This is a genomic window from Candidatus Brocadia sinica JPN1, assembly GCF_000949635.1.
GTDB classification, from domain to species: Bacteria; Planctomycetota; Brocadiia; order Brocadiales; family Brocadiaceae; genus Brocadia; species Brocadia sinica.
The window spans coordinates 3,214,316-3,233,136 of sequence record NZ_BAFN01000001.1 but is presented as its reverse complement, the minus strand read 5'-3'; the positions used below and the strand labels follow the sequence as shown (position 1 = coordinate 3,233,136).

21 protein-coding genes and 1 pseudogene are annotated in these 18,821 nt (G+C 40.7%); 5 read left to right on the top strand and 17 right to left on the bottom strand.

Features of this window, described 5'->3' with window-relative positions:
• Positions 1 to 172 precede the first annotated feature (172 nt).
• From rimO to pheA, 9 genes are all read right to left on the bottom strand, one after another.
• Positions 173 to 1,522, bottom strand: a complete 1,350-nt coding sequence (gene rimO, locus BROSI_RS14725; protein ID WP_052564549.1) for a 30S ribosomal protein S12 methylthiotransferase RimO — start codon at positions 1,520 to 1,522, stop codon at positions 173 to 175.
• A 1-nt stretch (position 1,523) separates the two neighbouring features.
• Positions 1,524 to 3,818: a DNA translocase FtsK gene (locus BROSI_RS14720; RefSeq protein WP_052564548.1), complete on the bottom strand. Its 2,295-nt coding sequence runs from the start codon at positions 3,816 to 3,818 to the stop codon at positions 1,524 to 1,526.
• Positions 3,819 to 3,930: 112 nt separating this feature from the next.
• A complete protein-coding gene (gene dut / locus BROSI_RS14715) occupies positions 3,931 to 4,380 on the bottom strand; it encodes a dUTP diphosphatase (protein WP_052564547.1) in 450 nt (149 codons plus the stop codon).
• Complete coding sequence (locus tag BROSI_RS14710; protein ID WP_052564546.1) at positions 4,377 to 4,928, bottom strand: flavoprotein; 552 nt, start codon at positions 4,926 to 4,928, stop codon at positions 4,377 to 4,379. The genes dut and BROSI_RS14710 overlap by 4 nt, the downstream gene beginning before the upstream one ends.
• Before the next feature lie 2 nt (positions 4,929 to 4,930).
• The gene (gmk, locus tag BROSI_RS14705; RefSeq protein ID WP_052564545.1) at positions 4,931 to 5,476 is read right to left on the bottom strand and encodes a guanylate kinase; all 546 of its coding nucleotides are present in this window, start codon (positions 5,474 to 5,476) and stop codon (positions 4,931 to 4,933) included.
• Positions 5,477 to 5,514: 38 nt separating this feature from the next.
• On the bottom strand, positions 5,515 to 6,399 hold the full coding sequence (locus BROSI_RS14700) for a YicC/YloC family endoribonuclease (RefSeq protein WP_052564544.1): 885 nt from the start codon (positions 6,397 to 6,399) through the stop codon (positions 5,515 to 5,517).
• A gap of 29 nt (positions 6,400 to 6,428) precedes the next feature.
• On the bottom strand, positions 6,429 to 7,061 hold the full coding sequence (gene secG / locus BROSI_RS14695; protein ID WP_052564543.1) for a preprotein translocase subunit SecG: 633 nt from the start codon (positions 7,059 to 7,061) through the stop codon (positions 6,429 to 6,431).
• A gap of 33 nt (positions 7,062 to 7,094) precedes the next feature.
• Positions 7,095 to 7,856, bottom strand: coding sequence for a triose-phosphate isomerase (gene tpiA, locus BROSI_RS14690; RefSeq protein ID WP_052565871.1), 762 nt, complete (start codon positions 7,854 to 7,856; stop codon positions 7,095 to 7,097).
• A 24-nt stretch (positions 7,857 to 7,880) separates the two neighbouring features.
• Positions 7,881 to 8,963 (bottom strand): prephenate dehydratase, encoded by a 1,083-nt coding sequence (gene pheA, locus BROSI_RS14685; RefSeq protein WP_052564542.1) that lies wholly within the window; start codon positions 8,961 to 8,963, stop codon positions 7,881 to 7,883.
• Positions 8,964 to 9,356: 393 nt separating this feature from the next.
• On the opposite strand from pheA, the gene BROSI_RS14680 reads away from it, so the two are divergent.
• From BROSI_RS14680 to BROSI_RS14660, 5 genes and pseudogenes are all read left to right on the top strand, one after another.
• Positions 9,357 to 9,893: a LabA-like NYN domain-containing protein gene (locus tag BROSI_RS14680; protein ID WP_052564541.1), complete on the top strand. Its 537-nt coding sequence runs from the start codon at positions 9,357 to 9,359 to the stop codon at positions 9,891 to 9,893.
• Entirely contained in the window at positions 9,874 to 10,614 is a 741-nt protein-coding gene (rnc, locus tag BROSI_RS14675) for a ribonuclease III (RefSeq protein WP_082059227.1), read from the top strand. Before BROSI_RS14680 ends, rnc begins: the two co-directional genes overlap by 20 nt.
• Positions 10,615 to 10,636: 22 nt before the next feature.
• Complete coding sequence (locus BROSI_RS14670) at positions 10,637 to 10,897, top strand: hypothetical protein (protein ID WP_052564540.1); 261 nt, start codon at positions 10,637 to 10,639, stop codon at positions 10,895 to 10,897.
• A gap of 174 nt (positions 10,898 to 11,071) precedes the next feature.
• A pseudogene (locus tag BROSI_RS14665) lies at positions 11,072 to 11,749 on the top strand (transposase); the annotation flags it as partial.
• A gap of 208 nt (positions 11,750 to 11,957) precedes the next feature.
• Complete coding sequence (locus tag BROSI_RS14660; protein WP_052564538.1) at positions 11,958 to 12,812, top strand: hypothetical protein; 855 nt, start codon at positions 11,958 to 11,960, stop codon at positions 12,810 to 12,812.
• Positions 12,813 to 12,835: 23 nt separating this feature from the next.
• On the opposite strand, the gene BROSI_RS14655 is transcribed toward BROSI_RS14660, so the two are convergent.
• The 8 genes from BROSI_RS14655 to BROSI_RS14620 form a co-directional block, all read right to left on the bottom strand.
• Positions 12,836 to 13,354, bottom strand: a complete 519-nt coding sequence (locus BROSI_RS14655) for a hypothetical protein (protein ID WP_052564537.1) — start codon at positions 13,352 to 13,354, stop codon at positions 12,836 to 12,838.
• Positions 13,355 to 13,376: 22 nt separating this feature from the next.
• Positions 13,377 to 14,006, bottom strand: coding sequence for a cyclodeaminase/cyclohydrolase family protein (locus BROSI_RS14650; RefSeq protein ID WP_052564536.1), 630 nt, complete (start codon positions 14,004 to 14,006; stop codon positions 13,377 to 13,379).
• A gap of 6 nt (positions 14,007 to 14,012) precedes the next feature.
• On the bottom strand, positions 14,013 to 15,011 hold the full coding sequence (locus BROSI_RS14645) for a L,D-transpeptidase family protein (protein ID WP_052564535.1): 999 nt from the start codon (positions 15,009 to 15,011) through the stop codon (positions 14,013 to 14,015).
• Between the two features lie 54 nt (positions 15,012 to 15,065).
• Positions 15,066 to 15,752, bottom strand: coding sequence for an OmpA/MotB family protein (locus BROSI_RS14640; RefSeq protein WP_052564534.1), 687 nt, complete (start codon positions 15,750 to 15,752; stop codon positions 15,066 to 15,068).
• A 36-nt stretch (positions 15,753 to 15,788) separates the two neighbouring features.
• A complete protein-coding gene (locus BROSI_RS14635; protein WP_052564533.1) occupies positions 15,789 to 16,475 on the bottom strand; it encodes a flagellar motor protein MotB in 687 nt (228 codons plus the stop codon).
• A complete protein-coding gene (locus BROSI_RS14630; protein WP_052564532.1) occupies positions 16,475 to 17,275 on the bottom strand; it encodes a motility protein A in 801 nt (266 codons plus the stop codon). Before BROSI_RS14630 ends, BROSI_RS14635 begins: the two co-directional genes overlap by 1 nt.
• Before the next feature lie 484 nt (positions 17,276 to 17,759).
• Complete coding sequence (locus BROSI_RS14625) at positions 17,760 to 18,410, bottom strand: metal-dependent transcriptional regulator (protein ID WP_052564531.1); 651 nt, start codon at positions 18,408 to 18,410, stop codon at positions 17,760 to 17,762.
• Positions 18,407 to 18,820 (bottom strand): SoxR reducing system RseC family protein, encoded by a 414-nt coding sequence (locus BROSI_RS14620; protein WP_052564530.1) that lies wholly within the window; start codon positions 18,818 to 18,820, stop codon positions 18,407 to 18,409. Before BROSI_RS14620 ends, BROSI_RS14625 begins: the two co-directional genes overlap by 4 nt.
• Position 18,821: the final 1 nt, after the last annotated feature.

Genomic DNA, 18,821 nt, shown 5'->3' with positions numbered 1-18,821 from the left:
CCCTTCTCTGCTTTTGGAACAGTGTATTCCGCCATAGAGTCGTAAAGAGCGCAAAGCTTTAAAAACTAAGGGAGGAAAGAGAACTAAGGGTATTGCATGTCTGTCCCACGCTTGGCTCATGCCCCTCTTAGTAATTTCCTTTATTCTGTTCTTTGTCATTTTAGATATTCTTTTACCCCTTTGCGCCTTTGTGTCTTTGTAGTAAATGAACAGGCGTTCCTGTCAGGTCATATCCTGCTATACCTGTAATCATCATATTTGTAATATCGCCAACTTTCAAATGATTTTCCTGGATAATTACCTTGCTATCCACGTCTGGCGCATCTCCATATGTTCTGCCAAACCATCTTCCCTTCGTCTCATCCTTTTCATCGACAATAACAGGGATTGTATTTCCCACCAGGTTTTTGTGTTTTTTTAAAATAATTTTTTGTTGGGCAAGCATAACTTCCTTGTATCGCTGTTCCCTCACCTCTTTGGGCACCTGTTTTTTGAAGGACGCGGCAGGTGTGCCTTCTTCTTTGGAGTACGTAAATACCCCCAATCTTTCAAATTTGATATCTTTTACAAATTCTAAAAGCTCAGTAAAATGTTCCTCTGTTTCTCCAGGAAATCCCACAATAACAGAAGTCCTCAAAAATAATTCAGGAATGCGAGCTCGCAAATCATCGATCAAACTCTTTACAGAAGTGTGCGTTACACCGCGTCCCATCTTCTTTAAAATAAAATCATGAATGTGTTGGATAGGCAGATCGATATATTTGCAGATTTTATCATAGCGGGCTATTGTATGAACAAGCTCCGGATAAAAATGCCGTGGATGGGTATAGAGGATCCGTATCCATTCAATACCTTCTATGTTTGAAAGTTTTTCTAATAATACATGCAATTGCCGTTTGCCATACAAGTCTACACCGTAAGAGGTTGTATCCTGAGAAATAATATTAATTTCCTTTACGCCCTCACGGGCCATCTGTCGCGCCTCTTCAAGGATATTTTCTATCGTCCGGCTGTAGAATTTCCCCCGTATGCCGGGAATGGCACAATAACTACAACGATTATCACATCCATCAGAAATTCTGAGATACGCATAATGTCTAGGGGTCAATCTAATTCGATTGCGCCAATCGTCACTACACTGTATGGAAGAGGACTTTTCCCTTTTGCGATCAGAGCCTGACAGATCGGTTAGTTTTTCGAAATCCTTCAGCCCCACCACGTGATCGATTTCAGGAATTTCTTTTTGTAATTCTTTTGGATACCGTTGGGCCAGACAGCCAGTCACAATGAGTTTTTTACATTGTGCATCCTCTTTCAGTTTTGCCATCTTGAAGATCGCATCGATAGACTCCTTCTTGGAATCATCGATGAAACCGCAGGTATTTACAATCAGTATCTCTGCATCCTCAGGATATTGACATATCGTACTTCCACTGTCAGCCACCCTCCCAAGGATCTCCTCAGCATCTACCAGGTTCTTCGGACACCCCAAATTGATTAAAGCAACTTTTTTAGATTTCATACTACGCATTATCCATTTCTTCCTGATTCATTCGTGCCATTTGTGCATCCCAGTCTTCCAGCGTCAGGAATACCTCTCTTGCCTGACTGCCCTTATATTCTCCCACAATCCCATCTTCAGCCATCAGGTCAATTAATTTAGCAGCGCGTGAATATCCGATCTCCAAACGTCTCTGTAAAAGTGAAACAGACCCCCTTTGCGTTTCAAGTATGATCCTCACCGCCTCATTGTAAAGATTATCCTTGGCGTTGTTCTCCCTATCCGAAGCCCCTTTCCAGCACTTTAATTCCGGGCTGAATTTCGGCGCTGCGCATTTTCTCAGATATTCAACCGCATTCTTCACCTCCTCATCGCTTACATAAGCCCCCTGGACACGCACCAGCTTTGAGGTTCCCGGCGGCAAGAACAACATATCCCCGCTTCCCAGTAATTTCTCCGCTCCATTTTGATCCAGAATTGTTCTCGAATCCACTTTTGAAGCGACGTAAAATGATATCCGGGAAGGTAAATTTGATTTTATTAATCCCGTAATCACGTCGACCGAGGGTCGCTGTGTTGCCAGGATGAGATGAATACCTACAGCACGCGACTTTTGTGAAAGACGGATTACCGACGCCTCAACCTCTTTTGATGCCACCATCATCAAGTCGGCTAATTCATCCACGACAATAACAATGTGAGGAAGATAAAAGGATACATCTTCGAGGTTAGCGTCACCGTCAGGATTCAGGCGTCTTTTAATCTCGGACATTCCCAGCCTGTTATAGCCGTTGATGTGTTTTACACCCACGCTGGCCAGCAAGGCGTATCGTTCCTCCATCTTGTTTACCGCCCACTCCAGCACGGCTGCCGCCTTTTTCATGTCCGTTACTACAGGGCTTATCAGGTGGGGAATTTCCCGAAATAACGAAAATTCAACCATTTTAGGATCTACTAACAAGAGCTGAACATCACTGGGATGCCGCAGGAAGAGGATGCTCAAAATAACCGAATTCAGGCAAACCGATTTCCCGGAACCCGTTGTTCCCGCAATGAGCAGATGCGGCATAGACGCCAAATCCGATATGACGGGATTTCCCGCCACATCTTTACCGATCAAAAGGGGAATGGCCATCTTTTTCCGCACTTCTTCAGAAGCATCCAGCAATTCCCTCAGCATCACCATTTTTCTCTGGATATTGGGAACTTCAAGACCAATCGACGACTTACCCATCAATGGGGCAACAACCCTTACACTTGGCGCCTTCAGGGCAATAGCCAGATCGTCTGAAAGACCCACCACCTTGCCAACCTTTGTCCCCGGCGCTAATTCTAATTCGTACATAGTAATGACAGGCCCCCGTTCGATTTCCACAACCTCTGATTTTACATTAAACTGTTCAAGGGTGTTTTTCAAAACCTGGGCACGCTGTGTGATCTGATCCCAATCATCTGCATATTCTTTGAAGACAGGCTTTTCCAGTAAATCCGATGGCGGTAGCCTATAAGCATCATCGTTTTTCTTGCCGGGATCTGTGTCATAACTACCCACATCTTCCGGATATTGTTCACCACCGTACTCCTCCCGGACTTTTTCAAGCTTATCAGCGGATTCGCAAGGTTCGTCCTCCGTTTCCATAATGTCACTCGCAGGATACGCATTTGCATGGTCTTCTATAGGGTCATCAACCAAAATGTCTGAATCATCAGGCGTATTTACCTTTGAATGAGGAAGGGTATTGGCGCCTTTCGCAACAGATTCACGTACCGGAGTTGAGTTGACCTTTTTCCCTTTTGGTATTTTGAGAAATGGCGAGATGGGGGTGGAGTTTAACAAAAGCATAACTGATATAACAAATCCTAATCCCAGAATAATAAAAGTACCTGTTAAATTAAAATATTCATACAGCCTTGAAACAATTACAATTCCGAAAATCCCACCAACATTGGCGGATAGGAAGTCCTTTTTAAACAGATAACACCCGAAGGTCAGTAAGGAAGCAACCGAAAATAGCAATAAAACTGCCCCTATCGCTCTTACCCAGAGATATTCGATTCTCTCCTTACAAAGATATTGTACTCCCAGCCAGCCTATCATGATAACAATCAGGTAGGAAGTTCTTCCCATGCCCGCTATGGCATATCCGGCAACTTTCGCTCCGGCAATTCCGCAAAAATTTTTTATAGGATTATTGATGGGATAATCTGCGAAAGGAGGATCGTTGGAGGAATAGCTGAGAAAACTTAAGAAGGTAAATAATGCGAAGGCAATAAGGATAATCGCAATAATACAACGGACAAAACGTTTAATCCCCATAATATTCCTTCTGAGAATTTAAAAGAATTCACTTTCAATTACCCTTTCCATTCCCGTATATCTTGCAGTGGACCGTGTCGGGTACGGTGAATTTTCAAATAACCATGCACCCTTAATGCCCCGTGTGGCCAAAACCACCCGCGCCACGCGAAGATTCTTCCAAACGCTCAACCTCGATCAATTCCGCCCTGGTCACCGGCTGGACTACCAGTTGTGCAATCCGCATCCCCCGTTCTACGGTAAACATGCCTTTCCCAAGATTGCATAAAATAATTCCAATTTCTCCACGATAATCGCTGTCAATTGTGCCTGGCGTATTCACAAGCGTCAACCCGTACTTTAAAGCCAAACCGCTTCTCGGTCTTACTTGTGCCTCATATCCCAGCGGTAATTCAATGTGGATACCCGTTGGAATCAATCTAATTTCATTGCACTCAAGCCGGACAGATCCATCCACCGCCGCATACAAATCCATACCACTTGCGGCTTCACTCATGTATTGGGGCAAAGGAATATCCGCGCATCCCTGCTTTTTCATCACCTTTACTTTTATCTTATTCATTTGTTTCTCTTCTTGTTGAGTTCTTCTTCGATTACACCAACAATCTTCTCAACGGAGGCCAATCTTCCTACCCCAACGCGACCCGTACATAACCGGCCTTCTTCAGGTTCAATAATTCTATATCCAAGCTTCGTTAATCTCTTTATATTTTCCTGCACAATGGGATTCAAATACATACTGTCATTCATTGCAGGCGCAATAATCACAGGAACGCGCGCTGCCATAATGGTACACGTTAGCGCATCATCAGCTATACCTGATACAACCTTTCCAATGAAATTCGCTGTGGCTGGAGCAACCACCAGCAAATCCGCATGATCAGCCAAGGATACGTGATTAGGGTCGTAATTCTCGTTCTCAATAAAAAGGTCAGTTACGACCCGATTGTGTGATATCGAACGAAAGGTCACGGGATTCACAAAGCGCTGGGCAGTAGACGTCATGATCACGGTAACACCGTTCCCCTGTTTAACCAAGCTGGATACAACCTCAACGGCTTTGTATGCAGCAATACTTCCTGTGACTCCCAAAACAATATGATAAGGCATGATCACGCCAAATTGAGTATTTTGCGGATGGTACTTACCGTTACTTCCAGATCATCATTCACGACACAATAGTTATATCTATTCTTACATTCTAATTCTTTATCAGCAATTTTCAAACGAAGCGCCATATCCTGCTCTTTATTTGCATTTCTTTGCACCAACCGCTGACCCAGAGTTTTTTTATCCGGCGGCATCAAAAATATCGATATCGTCTCTGGAAATTTCTCCATAATCTGGAGCGCCCCCTGCACCTCTATTTCAAGTAAATAAACCATGTCTTTTGTAAGGGCTTCTTTCAAAGCACTCAGGAGAGTTCCATAATAATACCCGCAATACTCCGCATATTCTGCCAGCTCACCCCTCCGAATCATTTCCTCGAATTTCGCTGTCGATGCGAAATGATAGGCCTCGCCATTTTTTTCATTTTGCCGGGGCAGGCGTGTGGTCACTGATACTGATTTCTTCACACGGGGATCTTTCTCAAGTAGTTTGCATACCGTTGTTTTCCCCGATCCAGAAGGCCCTGAAATAATCACAATCTTACCCATCGCGCGCGCTGCATTAAAGACTGAGAGAGTTACAAACTCTATTCAATATTAAAGATCTGCTCCCGAATTTTCTCAATTTCTGTCTTTATATCCACCAAATCCTTCAGCATCACACTATCGTTTGCCTTTGCACACATGGTATTGGTTTCACGGAACATTTCTTGTACAATAAAATCAAGCTTCCTCCCTATTGGCTCATCCGAATGCATTGCCTCTTGCAGTTGGTATAAATGGCTTTTAAGACGACTGATTTCCTCGGTAATATCACATCGTTCCGCGAAGATGGCAATTTCACGGCAGAGGTTACTATCGGTTAATTCTATAGCAATCCCCGTCAACAATGAGGCGAGCCTGCCCTGCAAACGCTTGCTATATTCCTTAACAACGTCAGGCGCCCTTGTTTCAATTTTATCGAGTATCGAAAGGATAAGTTCTTTTCGGCGTTCAATATCTTTCCCAAGATGCCTCCCCTCAACAGCCCGCATTTCCAGCATCTTTTTCAAAGCCTCGTCAACAAGAGAGACACATAGAGATAACAGGGCATCTGCATGCTCCTCGCGGTTTTTCCCCTTTTGCAGCACACCTGGAAGCTGTATCAAAGAATTAACGGATATCCTCTCCCTGGAACCTATTTCTTTTTTAATACCGCTTAACAATTGATAATATTCTTTTAATCTCTCACTATTCAAGACGTACTCAGATTCTTGCCGAAGCGATTGATAGTTTACATTTAAAAGAACTGTACCACGATTAATTTTTTCCCTGATTGAGCGTTCGATCTCGCTTTCAAAGGACTGCAATACGTCTGGTAACCGCAGGTCTACCTTCAAGTATCGATTATTGATCGAACGCAATTCCACCCGTACCGTACGTTCATCATCTTTATACTCAGCTATACCAAACCCCGTCATACTTTTGAGCATCACTGTCACCAAAACTTTGTATTTGCTGGTTATTTATTGGAATTTTCATCTGCTTTTTTCTGACCTTCGGGCATGGCCTTCTCTGAAAGGCCTAAAGGTTGTTCTTTCTCCTGAACAGGTTTCATACCCATTGATTGATTCTCTGATACCCCACCATTCATTCCTGTCTGATGAGGCTGGCCTTCCCGCAACGATTTGTTTGGCGCTTCTTCTGCAACATTTTGCATGCCAACCGCAGAGGTATCACCAGCATTTCCCGCCGTATGGGGAACATCACCGTGTTCATGCGGAGTGTGGTTATGCGTATGTTGTGACTCAGGGGCTTCCTGCGTAATCATCGTACTTATCCCCCTTGTAGGGATGGATAACTTAAACAAAAAGACCGTAGCAACAATAAACGCAGCGCCTATGAGATAGGTAACTTTGGTTAAAAAGGTACTTGTTCTTGTACCAAAGGCAGCCTGGTCTCCTAACCCGCCGATAGCTGCCAATCCTCCGCCTTTGCCCGATTGCAATAAGATAGACCCAATCAAGAAGACGCATAATACAGGCAACGTAATCTTTAATGCAATAACCAAATTTAAAAAGTAGAACGCATTTAATATTCCAAAGATAACAACGATCGCAACTCCCCATTTAAATGCCTTTTCAGCCCTTACCATGTAACTCTCCCAATAAAAAAATACCAAAAAACATTAATGCGTTGATGCAACCTCAACAATTTCCAAAAAGGACTCCAATTGAATACTTGCACCACCTACTAGCAGGCCATCGATCTCTGGCTGCGCCATCAGATCTCCCGCATTCTCCGGTTTTACACTTCCCCCATATTGGATATATAAGCTGTTTGCGGTGTCGATACCGTATTCAACCGTTATAAAGCTTCTGATAAATGAATGAACCTCATTTGCATCCTGAGGTAAAGCCGTTTTTCCCGTACCGATAGCCCATACAGGCTCATAAGCAATAACAATATCTCTTATGTGATCCGCGCTAATTCCCCGCAAACCCCCTGTTAACTGATTTTCGATCACATATCTTGTTTTTTCATCCTCTCTTTCATGTAACGTTTCTCCAACACAAAAAATCGGTTTTAAATTAACGGACAGTGCCACCTTTATCTTGGCATTGATAAAAGCATCGGCCTCGTTAAAAATATGTCTGCGTTCGGAATGTCCTATAAGCACGTGAGTACAGCCGACCTCCTTAACCATAATAGCAGAAATCTCACCGGTATAAGCACCGTTTTTTTCACTATGAATATTCTGCGCTGCTACGCAGATACCACTACCCTTTAATACCTTGCAAATATCGTTCAGGAAAACAAAGGATGGACAAATTCCACAAATAACCTCATTTCTGTCGTTTAAACTATTTCTGAGCGATTTTGCAAATTCCACTCCTTCCCTGAGTGTAAGATTCATCTTCCAATTTCCCACAATAAAAGGCTTTTTTATCATCAGTTGCAGAATTACATCCCCTCAATCACACTTTGGAAATGATCCCAAAATCTTCATGTCAGAACATCTTTTAGACACTTCATTGAGGGCATTTTTTATTGTTTCATTTGATACATGCCCTTCGAAATCCAGGTAAAAACAATATTCCCACGCCTTTTTTCTGGTAGGTAATGCCTCAATATTTGTGAGATTGATATTAAAGGTCTTGAAAGGTTCCAGCATTTCCAATAACGCCCCGGCACGATTTTTTATGTAGCACATAACTGCCGTTCTGTCCTTCTCACTTGGCGCGCCGTATTCTTTGCTTAAAATAAAGAACCTCGTTATATTATTTGGGTTGTCTTCAATGTTTTTACAAAGAATATTCAATCCGTGCTGCTGCGCTATTTCCGCATTGGCAATTACCGCAGAATATCGCCCTTCTTTCCCTGCTTTTGCAGCATCGGCAACGATGCAAGCAGCCTCAGCGCTGCTGCTGACTTCGATTAACTCGACACGAGGAAGATTATTTGCCAACCAATTTTTGCATTGAGACAAAATCTGGGGTTTCGAGTATACCTTTTTAATCTCCTCTTTCATACAGCTTGCTATTAAAGCATGGTGAATCGGCAAAATAATCTCGGCACACACTTTGACATCGAATTCCACGAACATATTTAACGTCTCTCTGATTCCACCCTCCGTGGAATTTTCAGCCGGTACTATTCCGTAATCACTTCTACCGGCCGCTACATCCCTAAAAACATCATCAATACCCCGCACCGGAACGTACTCAACAGACGAACCAAATTTTTGCTTCGCGGCAAAATAACTAAAGGTTCCTTCCGGGCCAAGATATGACACCTTTATGGCCTTTTCTAATATTAATGAGCCGGCCATTAACTCACGATATATTGCCATTAAACAATCGTTCGTCAGGGGACCTTTATTTTGAGATATAATGCGCGAATACACTTCTTGCTCCCTATTCGGTGCATAGACTTGCGCACCATTTTGTTTTTTTATTTCACCAATTTTCAATACTATTTTGGCCCTTTCATTCAGTAATTCTACAATCTTTGAATCCAACCTATCGATTTCCTTTCTTAAAAGGGCTATATCCATGACAAATTTTAGGTAATTCCCGATCTCTATTAATTTTATGTTTAGTTATTGACTACAAAGCATTTAGATTTATATAGTCACCGACAAATTTATCAGAATTTACTATAAGAGTCAATAAAATTAACTTATTTCATTTTTTAATTGACTGTCAATAAAAGGTTGTTAAAATAATTGGGCGGAGTTTTTCCATTTGCTCTAATATTTTGTAAAAAGGTATGTTATGACGAATTTGTCATGGCTACCCGAATGTTCTTTGAACTTATATCGTATTTTTAATTAACCTACCTAATTTTTCTCAATTGTAGTTTTATATTCAAACTTTTTTAAGTTAGGTATCTATATTTATTATGTAATCTTCATTGTATTAAGTCTTTATTAGAAAGGAAGATATACATGGTAGGTGGACGAATCAAAGGATCACAACAAAGGATCGGAATATTCGTTGATGTCCAAAATATGTTCTATTCGGCGAAGGCGCTACACCAATCAAAAATCGATTACAGTAAACTTTTATTAGAAATTGTAGGCGATAGAAATCTCATTCGTGCAATTGCATATGTCGTGCAAAAACCCGATGTAGATCAATCCAGTTTTACAGATGCATTAAGTCGCTTAGGATATGAAATTAAATCGAAGGAACTTCGATTGAGACCTGACGGGACGGCAAAGGGGGACTGGGACATGGGTATTGCTATCGATTCCATCGCAATTGCGCCAAAATTAGATACGGTGGTACTCGTAAGTGGAGATGGGGATTTTGCTCCACTTGTGGAAATGTTGAAGGCACATGGCTGCCGGGTAGAAGTTGTCTCGTTCAGGCGCAGCACGGCCATCGAGCTTATTGATGCTGCCACAAAATACACGGCTATAGAAGAATCGATGCTGTTCAAGGAGAAAAAGTTCCAAAAAAATGATACTCCGAACGAATAGTCACATAGACCCGGAAAAGCTCAGCGAGTGTCAATTGGCAATAGGATATTACTTTAACAATACCATTGTGCTTGAAAGGGCATTGACCCATACCTCCTGTAAACTAGAAAATAACTTTTCTAATGAACGTTTGGAATTTCTGGGAGACGCCATATTGGGTATGGTCATTTCTGACTATCTTTACAAGGCACTACCCGAATGTAGCGAGGGTGAGTTAACAAAGATAAAATCCGTAGTGGTAAGTCAAACGACGCTTGCCAAAGTTAGTATGGAGGCGCATCTAAAAGATTTTCTTTCTGTGGGAAGGGGTTTAAATGATCGGAATTTTCTTCCGAAATCCTTACTTGCTAATGTATTTGAAGCCGTTGTTGCTGCAATATATCTCGACGGAGGCCTTGAGCCCGCCTATAATTTTACGGTAAAGTATTTAAAAAAAGAGGTAGATATAGTCTGCAAGGATCAGCATGAGAAAAATTACAAATCCATCCTTCAACAGTATAGCCAAAAGGAATACGGCGTTACACCGAGTTATCGGATCCTGCAACAAATCGGACCAGACCATGGAAAGTCGTTTGAAGTAAGCGTACTTATAAAAGGTATTGAATATGGTAGAGGATGGGGCAAAAGCAAAAAGGAAGCAGAGCAATCCGCTGCAAAAGAAACATTGAAAATTATTGTCCCTGATGTAATTCACGAAAACGATAATAAACCCTGCATTTAATGTTATGAAAGGAGTTTCATTAATGGCAAAAAAAATAAACAAAAAGAAAATAGTAGGTATCTGCCCTGTAGGCATGATAAAAACGAAGTGTCCCAGTATCAGGAGGACAAGGCAAATTCGCGTCAGGTTATTAACGTTACAAAGAGAAAAAAAGGTTGACACCGATCGGGTAATAAAGCTTCGGTCTGCATTAAAAGAAAAGAAAAAGAGGGGCATTGCCGGAGATTGCGAAACCTGTAGCTTTAACACAACGAAAGACGCAGCTACTCCAGTTACCGAATAATTAGGAGAATGACCTAACTGATGAAAAAAGAATAGTACTTGTTACACGGGACATTATAGCTCATTTTTTCATGCTTATTGAGTTAACTCAGCTTCCGGCAATGTAAATGTAATAGAGAGAACCTTTAGGTAACATTACCATAGCCAGATACTGAGACAATTCAATAAGCATTAGAGAAGAAACCAGGCGCTCAGACCCAATTACCAGAAGCCGGAGCTTCTGGCAACGGCTTCTAATCAGGTATGGTCATGGGATATAACAAAACTCAGAGGACCTGCAAAGCGGACATATTTCTATCTCTATGTCATTCTCGACATCTTCAGCCGTTATGTGGTCGGATAGATGGTTGCGCACCACGAACAGGCCATATTGGCACAACGGCTTATCGCTGATACCTGTAAAAAACAGGCTATCAAGCCTGAACAACTGGTGACCCACGCTGATCGCGGCTCAAGCATGACATCTAAGCCTGTGGCGTTTCTTCTGTCTGATCTGGGAATAACAAAAAGCCATTCTCGTCCTTACGTCAGTAACGACAACCCCCTACTCGGAGTCACATTTAAAACCCTCAATTACGGGCCGGATTTTCCGGATAATTTCGGCTCAATTGAGGATGCCAGGGTCTTTTGTAAGAACTTCTTTACCTGGTACAATAGAGGACATCGACATTCCGGCATCGGACTTTTGAAACCGGAAGACGTCCACTATGGACGTACGGACCAAATTATGAAAGAATGAAGTTTTGTCTTAAAAACCGTCTTTGAAAATCACCCTGAACGATTCAGAGGTATTTCACCTAAACCGCCATGTATGCCTGTGGCTGCCTGGATTAATCAACCAAAACAAGATTAGACTCTGCCTTTAGAGTCTAAATTATTTAAAAAAGTATCTAACTTCCATTGATATATTCCGTCCACATTCACCCATCACTCATCTCGCATAACTTCCGCATTTTTCTTTAAAGTTTTCTCAAAATTTTCCGATATATAAGATATTTCGAAAATTGTTTTTCTTGACTATTTTTCTGTGATAGTTCTTTACACCAAACAATACAGGCTATATGCCAAATTCAATCAAAATATGCTCATTATTAATATTTATTGGCATTAATCTAAGGTTTGCCACAGAAAATATTATTAATGCACTCATCTTTTTTCGTATCCTGCAGTCAGGAAGTTCGTATCTGCGGTATGATATTCATACACCCAGCATACCTGACATGTATGGTGACATGATAACAGTTATTGTATTTGCTATAGCATATCTGTTCTTTATCTCTGCTGATTCAAAAAGGACAACAACCGGTAAGTCCTTTAATCTCCAGGAAGAGCCAGGCGAAGGGTATCTACAACTTATCAGACAACTAAAAAATTATATGAAAAAAACAGGTGTTGTCGCTATTCTTCCATTAGTACATCTGGAATCCTCCAAACAGATAATAAATTCTATCCGATGGACAAAAGGTGTATTCTTCTTGGGTATTCTCGTGGGATTCGGTTTGTATCTTTTTTCGAAATACATATTATCCATAGGGTTGGAGATATTATCTATTGAAAACAATTATATATCCTTCTTTTTAAATAGCTTCAATGACGTAATAAAATTATGTTCCTGTCTTGTTTTTGCTTACATTTATTGCAATTATCTATCTACAAGCAAGGGCATCAGCATTTCGCTTTATCTGTTCCTTTTTATAAGAAACTTTTTTGCCATGAATTTCATTGGATTAATGACCGAGTATGATTTACACGTGCTGGTTCCCTTTTTGGATATCTTAACACCGTTGATTACCTTTTACTCCATCGGTTGCATTACAACCAGATATAGGTCAACACGCCTTTCCAAAATAATTGGAAATCACAAATATTATTCTTATAAAATAAGACTTTCGACAGGGAGCACAGCAATTTCATAAACCAGCTTTTTCTTATCAAGTGTTTAATCTGCGGTGCCTAGGACTTCACGTTCCAGATATGGATAGTTGAGGAGTTGGATCATTTCGGATGTGATGGCTTCAATTTCTTCTTCTTTTAAATTTGAATTAAATACATCGAATTCTCGGTCTTCTTTCGGATAATAGAGTGTAATAATCTCTTCTCCGTTTTCTCTTTTAAAAGATTTTAATTTAAACACCTTTTTTCTGATCAGATAAAGTGCAAGTACATACCGGAGATTTCTTTGGTGAGTTTCGTTGTTTCCTTCCAATCTCATAAACATATCGAGCAAGACTTCGGTGTTTATAAACGTTTGAACGGGCTTATCCTTCTTTGGCACCTTCGTTTTCCAAAATGAAAAAGGCCCTCCTTCCTTGCCTTTGTTCCAACATGGTGTGCAAAAATCTTTACGAAGGAAGGTGTTATTTTCATCAAAAAGGGCAGAATAATATTCTTCGTCTTCAGAAAACTCCTTATTACAGAACAGACATCCGTTAGAACTCTTTTTTATTTCCCATTCCATAGAAAATGCTCAATATGAAAAATTATCTCATCATTTTTTCCTGAATGCACGCTTTTATCTCTTTGAAAAATAGCTTTGCCTTCTTTTCGGCGTGGCTTATTTCATTCTGCACCTTTTCAAAAAGGCTTTGGTTCTTGATAGTGGCAAGGTTTATTTCCACATTTAATTTTGCGCATTGAAATGCCGCTTCCGCCAAAAAACAGGCTACACCCACATCGGAAATGAGATTGGGATTCGCAATGTCCACTAATTCTCGCGTCTGTTCCAATACATAAAGGCAACACATCATCGTTTTTAAAGGAACTTCCATTGCAAAGATGGTTGCTTTTTGTATTTCTTCAGACCGTTTATTCTTTTCCGCTTCGGTTAACTTCGGCAATCCATACGCATTATTGACCCCGCTATAAACTTTAATATCCTCCTCCATCAAGGATAATAATGTTTCTCTGCTCTTTCCAGACTCTTCTAGTATCTTCTTCAGTTGCGAATCGTATTGCTTAAATTTTCCCCTGCCAATAGTAAGATTTGCCGACATTGAAGCCATTGACGTTGCTAATGCACCTACTAATGCTGCTACACTTCCACCACCGGGCACCGGTGTTCCAGCAGCCGCATCTTTTAAATACTTTTCGAGCGGTTCGTTTCTATACACAACCCATCACCCTTGAATAATAATCTCGGTATCCGACGTCACAAAATCATAGAGTTCTTCTACATCGCTATTTAACATTCTAATACAACCATTTGACGAAGCCGTACCGATTGTTTCGGGTTGTGTCGTACCATGAATTCCGTATCCAGCCAGGTTTGGTTTATCTTTGAAACCTATCCACCGGGTACCAAGAATATTTTCTTTGTGTCCGTAGGGGAATACACCCCCCTCCGGTGAATACCATACAGGCTCTTTCATCTTATTTTTTACTTCAAACGTACCCACCGGTGTTTTATCGTTTTTCCCTGTTGCAATGCGATATTGCTTTACGTAATGATCATTCAACATCAATGTCAGCGTAAAGTCAGTCTTGCTAATGAGTATCTTTGTCTTTCCAGTCAGTATTTTTAATTGCTCGCCAACGTTCAATCGTGTGGACGTCTTGCCGTTAATTCTCATAATCAGCTCGTAGGTTGTGTTAAATTGTTTTGCAATTCTGGCAAGGGCGTCACCGGCCTGAACTGTATACATTGTGGCATCTGGAGAAGGTAGGGGCGAGAAGATCAGTTCTTCATTCAATTTATCCAACAGATCCTTTATCTCTTTTTGTTTTTCCGGTATTTTTTTATTGATAAAAAAATCAGACAGCACATTTCTTGCCTCGTATTTTTTCCCCTCTTTTAAATACTTGTCAACAATATCCAGGGCAGGTGTTTCTTGCTTTTGCGGTTCTTGTCTTTTTGATACCGGTTTTTCGATGGGTTTGAACTCTTCTGCATCTTTTTTCGAATCCGCCTTAAGCTCGTCAGAACGAATAATAATATCTTTTTTATAAATAACTATATCTTCCTCTTTTTTTGCTAATAAGAGGGGTGACTTCTGGTTATTTTCTTTAGCTATTTCAAAACCAGGTGTTTCGGCATATGTGGCAATATCTATGCTGGATAAAACAGAAAGGACCCATACTCCAAAGATCGTTATGAAAGAATTTTGAATTGTCTTCATGGATGGGAATTAATATCACACCTGCATGGTATTGTCAAGCCAAAAGAAAACAATCTATTTCAATATATTGATAATTATCGATACCCGATCGTTATGTCTGTCGCTCCTGATGTCTTTTGTCAAGGGTTTGTTATTCCCGTATCCTACAGGAATCAATCGCTTAAAAGAAATATTACCTTTTTCGTGAAGATAATCAGCCACCACCTTCGCGCGATCCAGAGAAAGTTTCCAGCAGTTATGGTATTCTCCTGAAGGTATGAAATTTCTTCTCGTATGTCCCTCAATAATAAGGGAGCAGGGTCTTTCCCCAATTAAATCGATTAAATTATTCAGAGAACGTCTTCCCTCCAGAGGAATAGCAGCATCATGCTCATCAAAAGAAACTACAACTGCCGCCGGTATGTGCTCTTCCTCCCGGTTGATTTCGTTTACACCTTTATCACTGCTTTCTCTTGACTCCTTTTTCTCGTCAGGATAAATATACTTCATTTTACGAATAGCCTCTTTTTCTTTATCATCACCCCAGCCAGACAGTATCCCGCCCATACCAAAAGTTATTTCCCTTCTTTTCATCGATCTTTGAAATCCCTCAATAAACTCCTTTTTCTTTTCCTCGGTAAAGGTATTCAGGACGATAAAAAAAGCCAGTAATAACGTAGCAAGCGATGCATATGATAGCATGAACATATCGGGAGGCTTTGTCTCAAAAATCCTTTTTTTCTTTTGATTCCCAGCAGACATCTTCCTAAAAGCCTCCGATAAGCTGCATCGCCATGGTCATTTTTTTAATATAACAATCCCAATAGTATCGTTCTCATTTGTATAAACGCCAGAATATCCCGATATAGCAACCCTTTGCGGTTCGATATTTTCTTTGATAATGAGAAAATCAGATATGTTGGCCGCTCTATCAATAGATACATCTGTTGCCTCTGTACCTGGCTTTACGGCCATTCCTATATTGGCATCAATGATAATCTTACCTCTTATGCTTCGTAATGCCACACCTAATTCCTCAAGAATGGTATGTGCCTCCCTTTTTAGCATGGATTCACCTTTTTCAAAACACGAATCCAGGGAAATTTCCATCTTGCATCCTATCTTTATATCTTCAATGCTTATGTATTTGGCTAGTTTGCTTTCCTTAAGAAAATTTGATAAATAATCGTATGTCTCTTCATCATCAATGAAATTTTCAAGTGGTTCTTCCATTTCGGAACCTTCCAATGGATCCAGGTCTCTTTCAAAGAGGTTTTCTATAGGACTTGTACCGTCTTCCAATAAAGATTCCCCGCCACTTGCATCAAAAGTTTTTTGAACCTTCAACATAGTCTTCTTATACTTGTCTATGTTAATTGTGGAAAGGCTGATCAACATAACAAAAAAAGTAACAAGCAACGTTACCATATCCCCATAGGTGAGAAGCCAGCCGGGAGGTTCGTACCCCTTTTCTTCATCACTCATTATGCCTGTTTTCCTTCTTTTGCAGGACCGGAGGATATTTTACTGGCTGCCTTCGGTTGCAGAAATGATTTTAGTTTATCTTCCGTTATCATGGGGGCATCCCCTTTTTGGATAGAGACTACCCCCTCCATGATAATTTCTTTCAATGAAACCTCCTTTTTGCTTAAGGTATCCAGCCTGCCGGCAAGTGGCAACAGCATCAGATTTGCCATGATAACTCCATAAAATGTGGTAATAAGCGCCACGGCCATACCTGCCCCGATCTTTGACGGATCATCAAGCTTTTTCAACATATCAACAAGCCCGATCAATGTTCCTATCATACCAAAGGCAGGGGCCATCAACCCTGCAAACTCAAGAATCCCTTTACCGGCTGAATGTCTTTGGCGGACATTATCAATTTCCGTTCCTAAAATACCTCTCAGTGTATCGGAGTCTGAACCGTCAACTAACAATCTCACCGCCTTGATCAGAAACTCATCATTGATTTTTTCGATTTCTTTCTCCAGTCCCAGAAGACCTTCACGACGGCTAACCTTGCAATATTCCACCAACCGTTTAATCTCTTCCTCTGCCGATCCCATCTTTACAAAGACAGTTTTTTTGGCTACTCCAATCGCACCCATCACAGTGGGAATAGGATATCTGACAATTGTTGCTGCTACCGTACCCCCCACTACAATCATAATCGATGGAATATCGATATATCCCATTACAGCAGTTACCCCGCCGCTCATAACAATACCCACCATGATCAATCCACCGCCAATTATCAGACCAATCAGTGCACCGGGATCCATAACTTTAAGACTCCTTACAAAAGAGAAATGAGTTTATGATTAAGATTTTAGCATCAAATTTATAATGTAGCATGAGCAAATAATATGCCTCGTATGAACCTGTTACCTTCAAGGAAAGTTAAACTTAATAGTACTCAGAAGACAAATATCTATAATTTATGAAATATACAGTTAAAATATATTGAATACCAATTACCTGTTTATGAGTTATTCAGTTTTTTTCATCCTTAAGAAGGCGCACATTTATTGTGTGTTTTTTGTACTATTGTAGAAATTTTAAACAAACCTGATCTGTCTCTAAAATTACCAAAGGTATGGGGTGGGGATATAAATATTCCATAAGTCTTAGTCAACAAACAGTTATGAAATAACCATCAACAAGGCAAGTATACAGAGGCATCAATGAGTAACAAGGAGGTAATTTACGTATTAAAAGTTATAGAGTGTGTAACTATAACATTATAAAGCGTTACCGTAGCAAGGATCACACAAGACGCACGTATATATCCCGTGCAATAGCGCTGTCAAGGGCAATTTGAGTCTCACCCATCTGGATAACATACGTCGGTTGTCTTTGATGAAGGCGGATTTGAACGCCGGGCAATAAACCCATGGAAGATAACCTATCAAGCCGACCATGGTATTTTGTCACAATGTAGGACACTTTCGCCTTATCCCCTGACCTCAGGTCTGATAACGGCATCACAACAGGTCTTATCTCTTTATTCGCCTTTTCACAACACTCTCCAGGCGGTATAGTTTTTCCATGAGGACAACTTATTGGATGTCCCAATAAAGTGCATATACTTGTGGTGACTTCCTCATCGAGGATATGTTCAAATTTACATGCACTGGAATCCATGGCATCTTCTTTTACGTCTAAGACATCGTTCAACAGTCTTTCTGCAAGCCGGTGTCTTCTGATAACTAATCGCGCGTCTGCCCTGCCTTTTTTGGTAAACTCTACACTATTGTCCACTATCTTTATATAGTCCTCGTTAACAAGGGTATTCAATTTCTCTTCTGCTGCGGGAAGAGGTATCTTTTTTATTAACAGACCTTTTTCGACCCTTTTCGTTTCCTCTTCCATTGTCCATATCAACTCCAGAATTTCTTCCTGACTGGGCTCGGTCATAATTTAGTCTTTCCCCTTCCTATCAACTCTATTCTAAAAAGATATCTCGGTCTCTTGACCCATAATACGACCAACGCTATCACCGTTGCCATACCAGCTCCAAGCAGGTCAATCTGTTTGTGGTAAGCGCCGAATGATATAATCTTCGATATGAATTCTGTCAATATAATTCCTGACACAAAGGCAAGCAATGAAAATACAATTTTATTCTTCATAAGCCAATTTTTTGTATCGTGGAGCACAACCTCCTGCCCAATCTGGATTCCGTCTATCGCAGCCACTTTTAGAATATCACGTACACCCAATTTCTTAGGACAGGCAGAGCAACTTCCGCATGTTACATTTTCTTTGATAATACAAACCTCTGCAATATTGCCTGAAATAGATAGTATCTTCCCTCGTATTTGCATC

Bases quoted from the DNA above. Each gene is read 5' to 3' on its own strand.
- rimO (WP_052564549.1), bottom strand. From the start codon at position 1,522: ATGAAATCTAAAAAAGTTGCTTTAATCAATTTGGGGTGTCCGAAGAAC.
- BROSI_RS14720 (WP_052564548.1), bottom strand. From the start codon at position 3,818: ATGGGGATTAAACGTTTTGTCCGTTGTATTATTGCGATTATCCTTATT.
- dut (WP_052564547.1), bottom strand. From the start codon at position 4,380: ATGAATAAGATAAAAGTAAAGGTGATGAAAAAGCAGGGATGCGCGGAT.
- BROSI_RS14710 (WP_052564546.1), bottom strand. From the start codon at position 4,928: ATGCCTTATCATATTGTTTTGGGAGTCACAGGAAGTATTGCTGCATAC.
- gmk (WP_052564545.1), bottom strand. From the start codon at position 5,476: ATGGGTAAGATTGTGATTATTTCAGGGCCTTCTGGATCGGGGAAAACA.
- BROSI_RS14700 (WP_052564544.1), bottom strand. From the start codon at position 6,399: ATGCTCAAAAGTATGACGGGGTTTGGTATAGCTGAGTATAAAGATGAT.
- secG (WP_052564543.1), bottom strand. From the start codon at position 7,061: ATGGTAAGGGCTGAAAAGGCATTTAAATGGGGAGTTGCGATCGTTGTT.
- pheA (WP_052564542.1), bottom strand. From the start codon at position 8,963: ATGGATATAGCCCTTTTAAGAAAGGAAATCGATAGGTTGGATTCAAAG.
- BROSI_RS14680 (WP_052564541.1), top strand. From the start codon at position 9,357: ATGGTAGGTGGACGAATCAAAGGATCACAACAAAGGATCGGAATATTC.
- rnc (WP_082059227.1), top strand. From the start codon at position 9,874: ATGATACTCCGAACGAATAGTCACATAGACCCGGAAAAGCTCAGCGAG.
- BROSI_RS14670 (WP_052564540.1), top strand. From the start codon at position 10,637: ATGGCAAAAAAAATAAACAAAAAGAAAATAGTAGGTATCTGCCCTGTA.
- BROSI_RS14660 (WP_052564538.1), top strand. From the start codon at position 11,958: ATGCCAAATTCAATCAAAATATGCTCATTATTAATATTTATTGGCATT.
- BROSI_RS14655 (WP_052564537.1), bottom strand. From the start codon at position 13,354: ATGGAATGGGAAATAAAAAAGAGTTCTAACGGATGTCTGTTCTGTAAT.
- BROSI_RS14645 (WP_052564535.1), bottom strand. From the start codon at position 15,011: ATGAAGACAATTCAAAATTCTTTCATAACGATCTTTGGAGTATGGGTC.
- BROSI_RS14640 (WP_052564534.1), bottom strand. From the start codon at position 15,752: ATGTCTGCTGGGAATCAAAAGAAAAAAAGGATTTTTGAGACAAAGCCT.
- BROSI_RS14635 (WP_052564533.1), bottom strand. From the start codon at position 16,475: ATGAGTGATGAAGAAAAGGGGTACGAACCTCCCGGCTGGCTTCTCACC.
- BROSI_RS14630 (WP_052564532.1), bottom strand. From the start codon at position 17,275: ATGGATCCCGGTGCACTGATTGGTCTGATAATTGGCGGTGGATTGATC.
- BROSI_RS14625 (WP_052564531.1), bottom strand. From the start codon at position 18,410: ATGACCGAGCCCAGTCAGGAAGAAATTCTGGAGTTGATATGGACAATG.
- BROSI_RS14620 (WP_052564530.1), bottom strand. From the start codon at position 18,820: ATGCAAATACGAGGGAAGATACTATCTATTTCAGGCAATATTGCAGAG.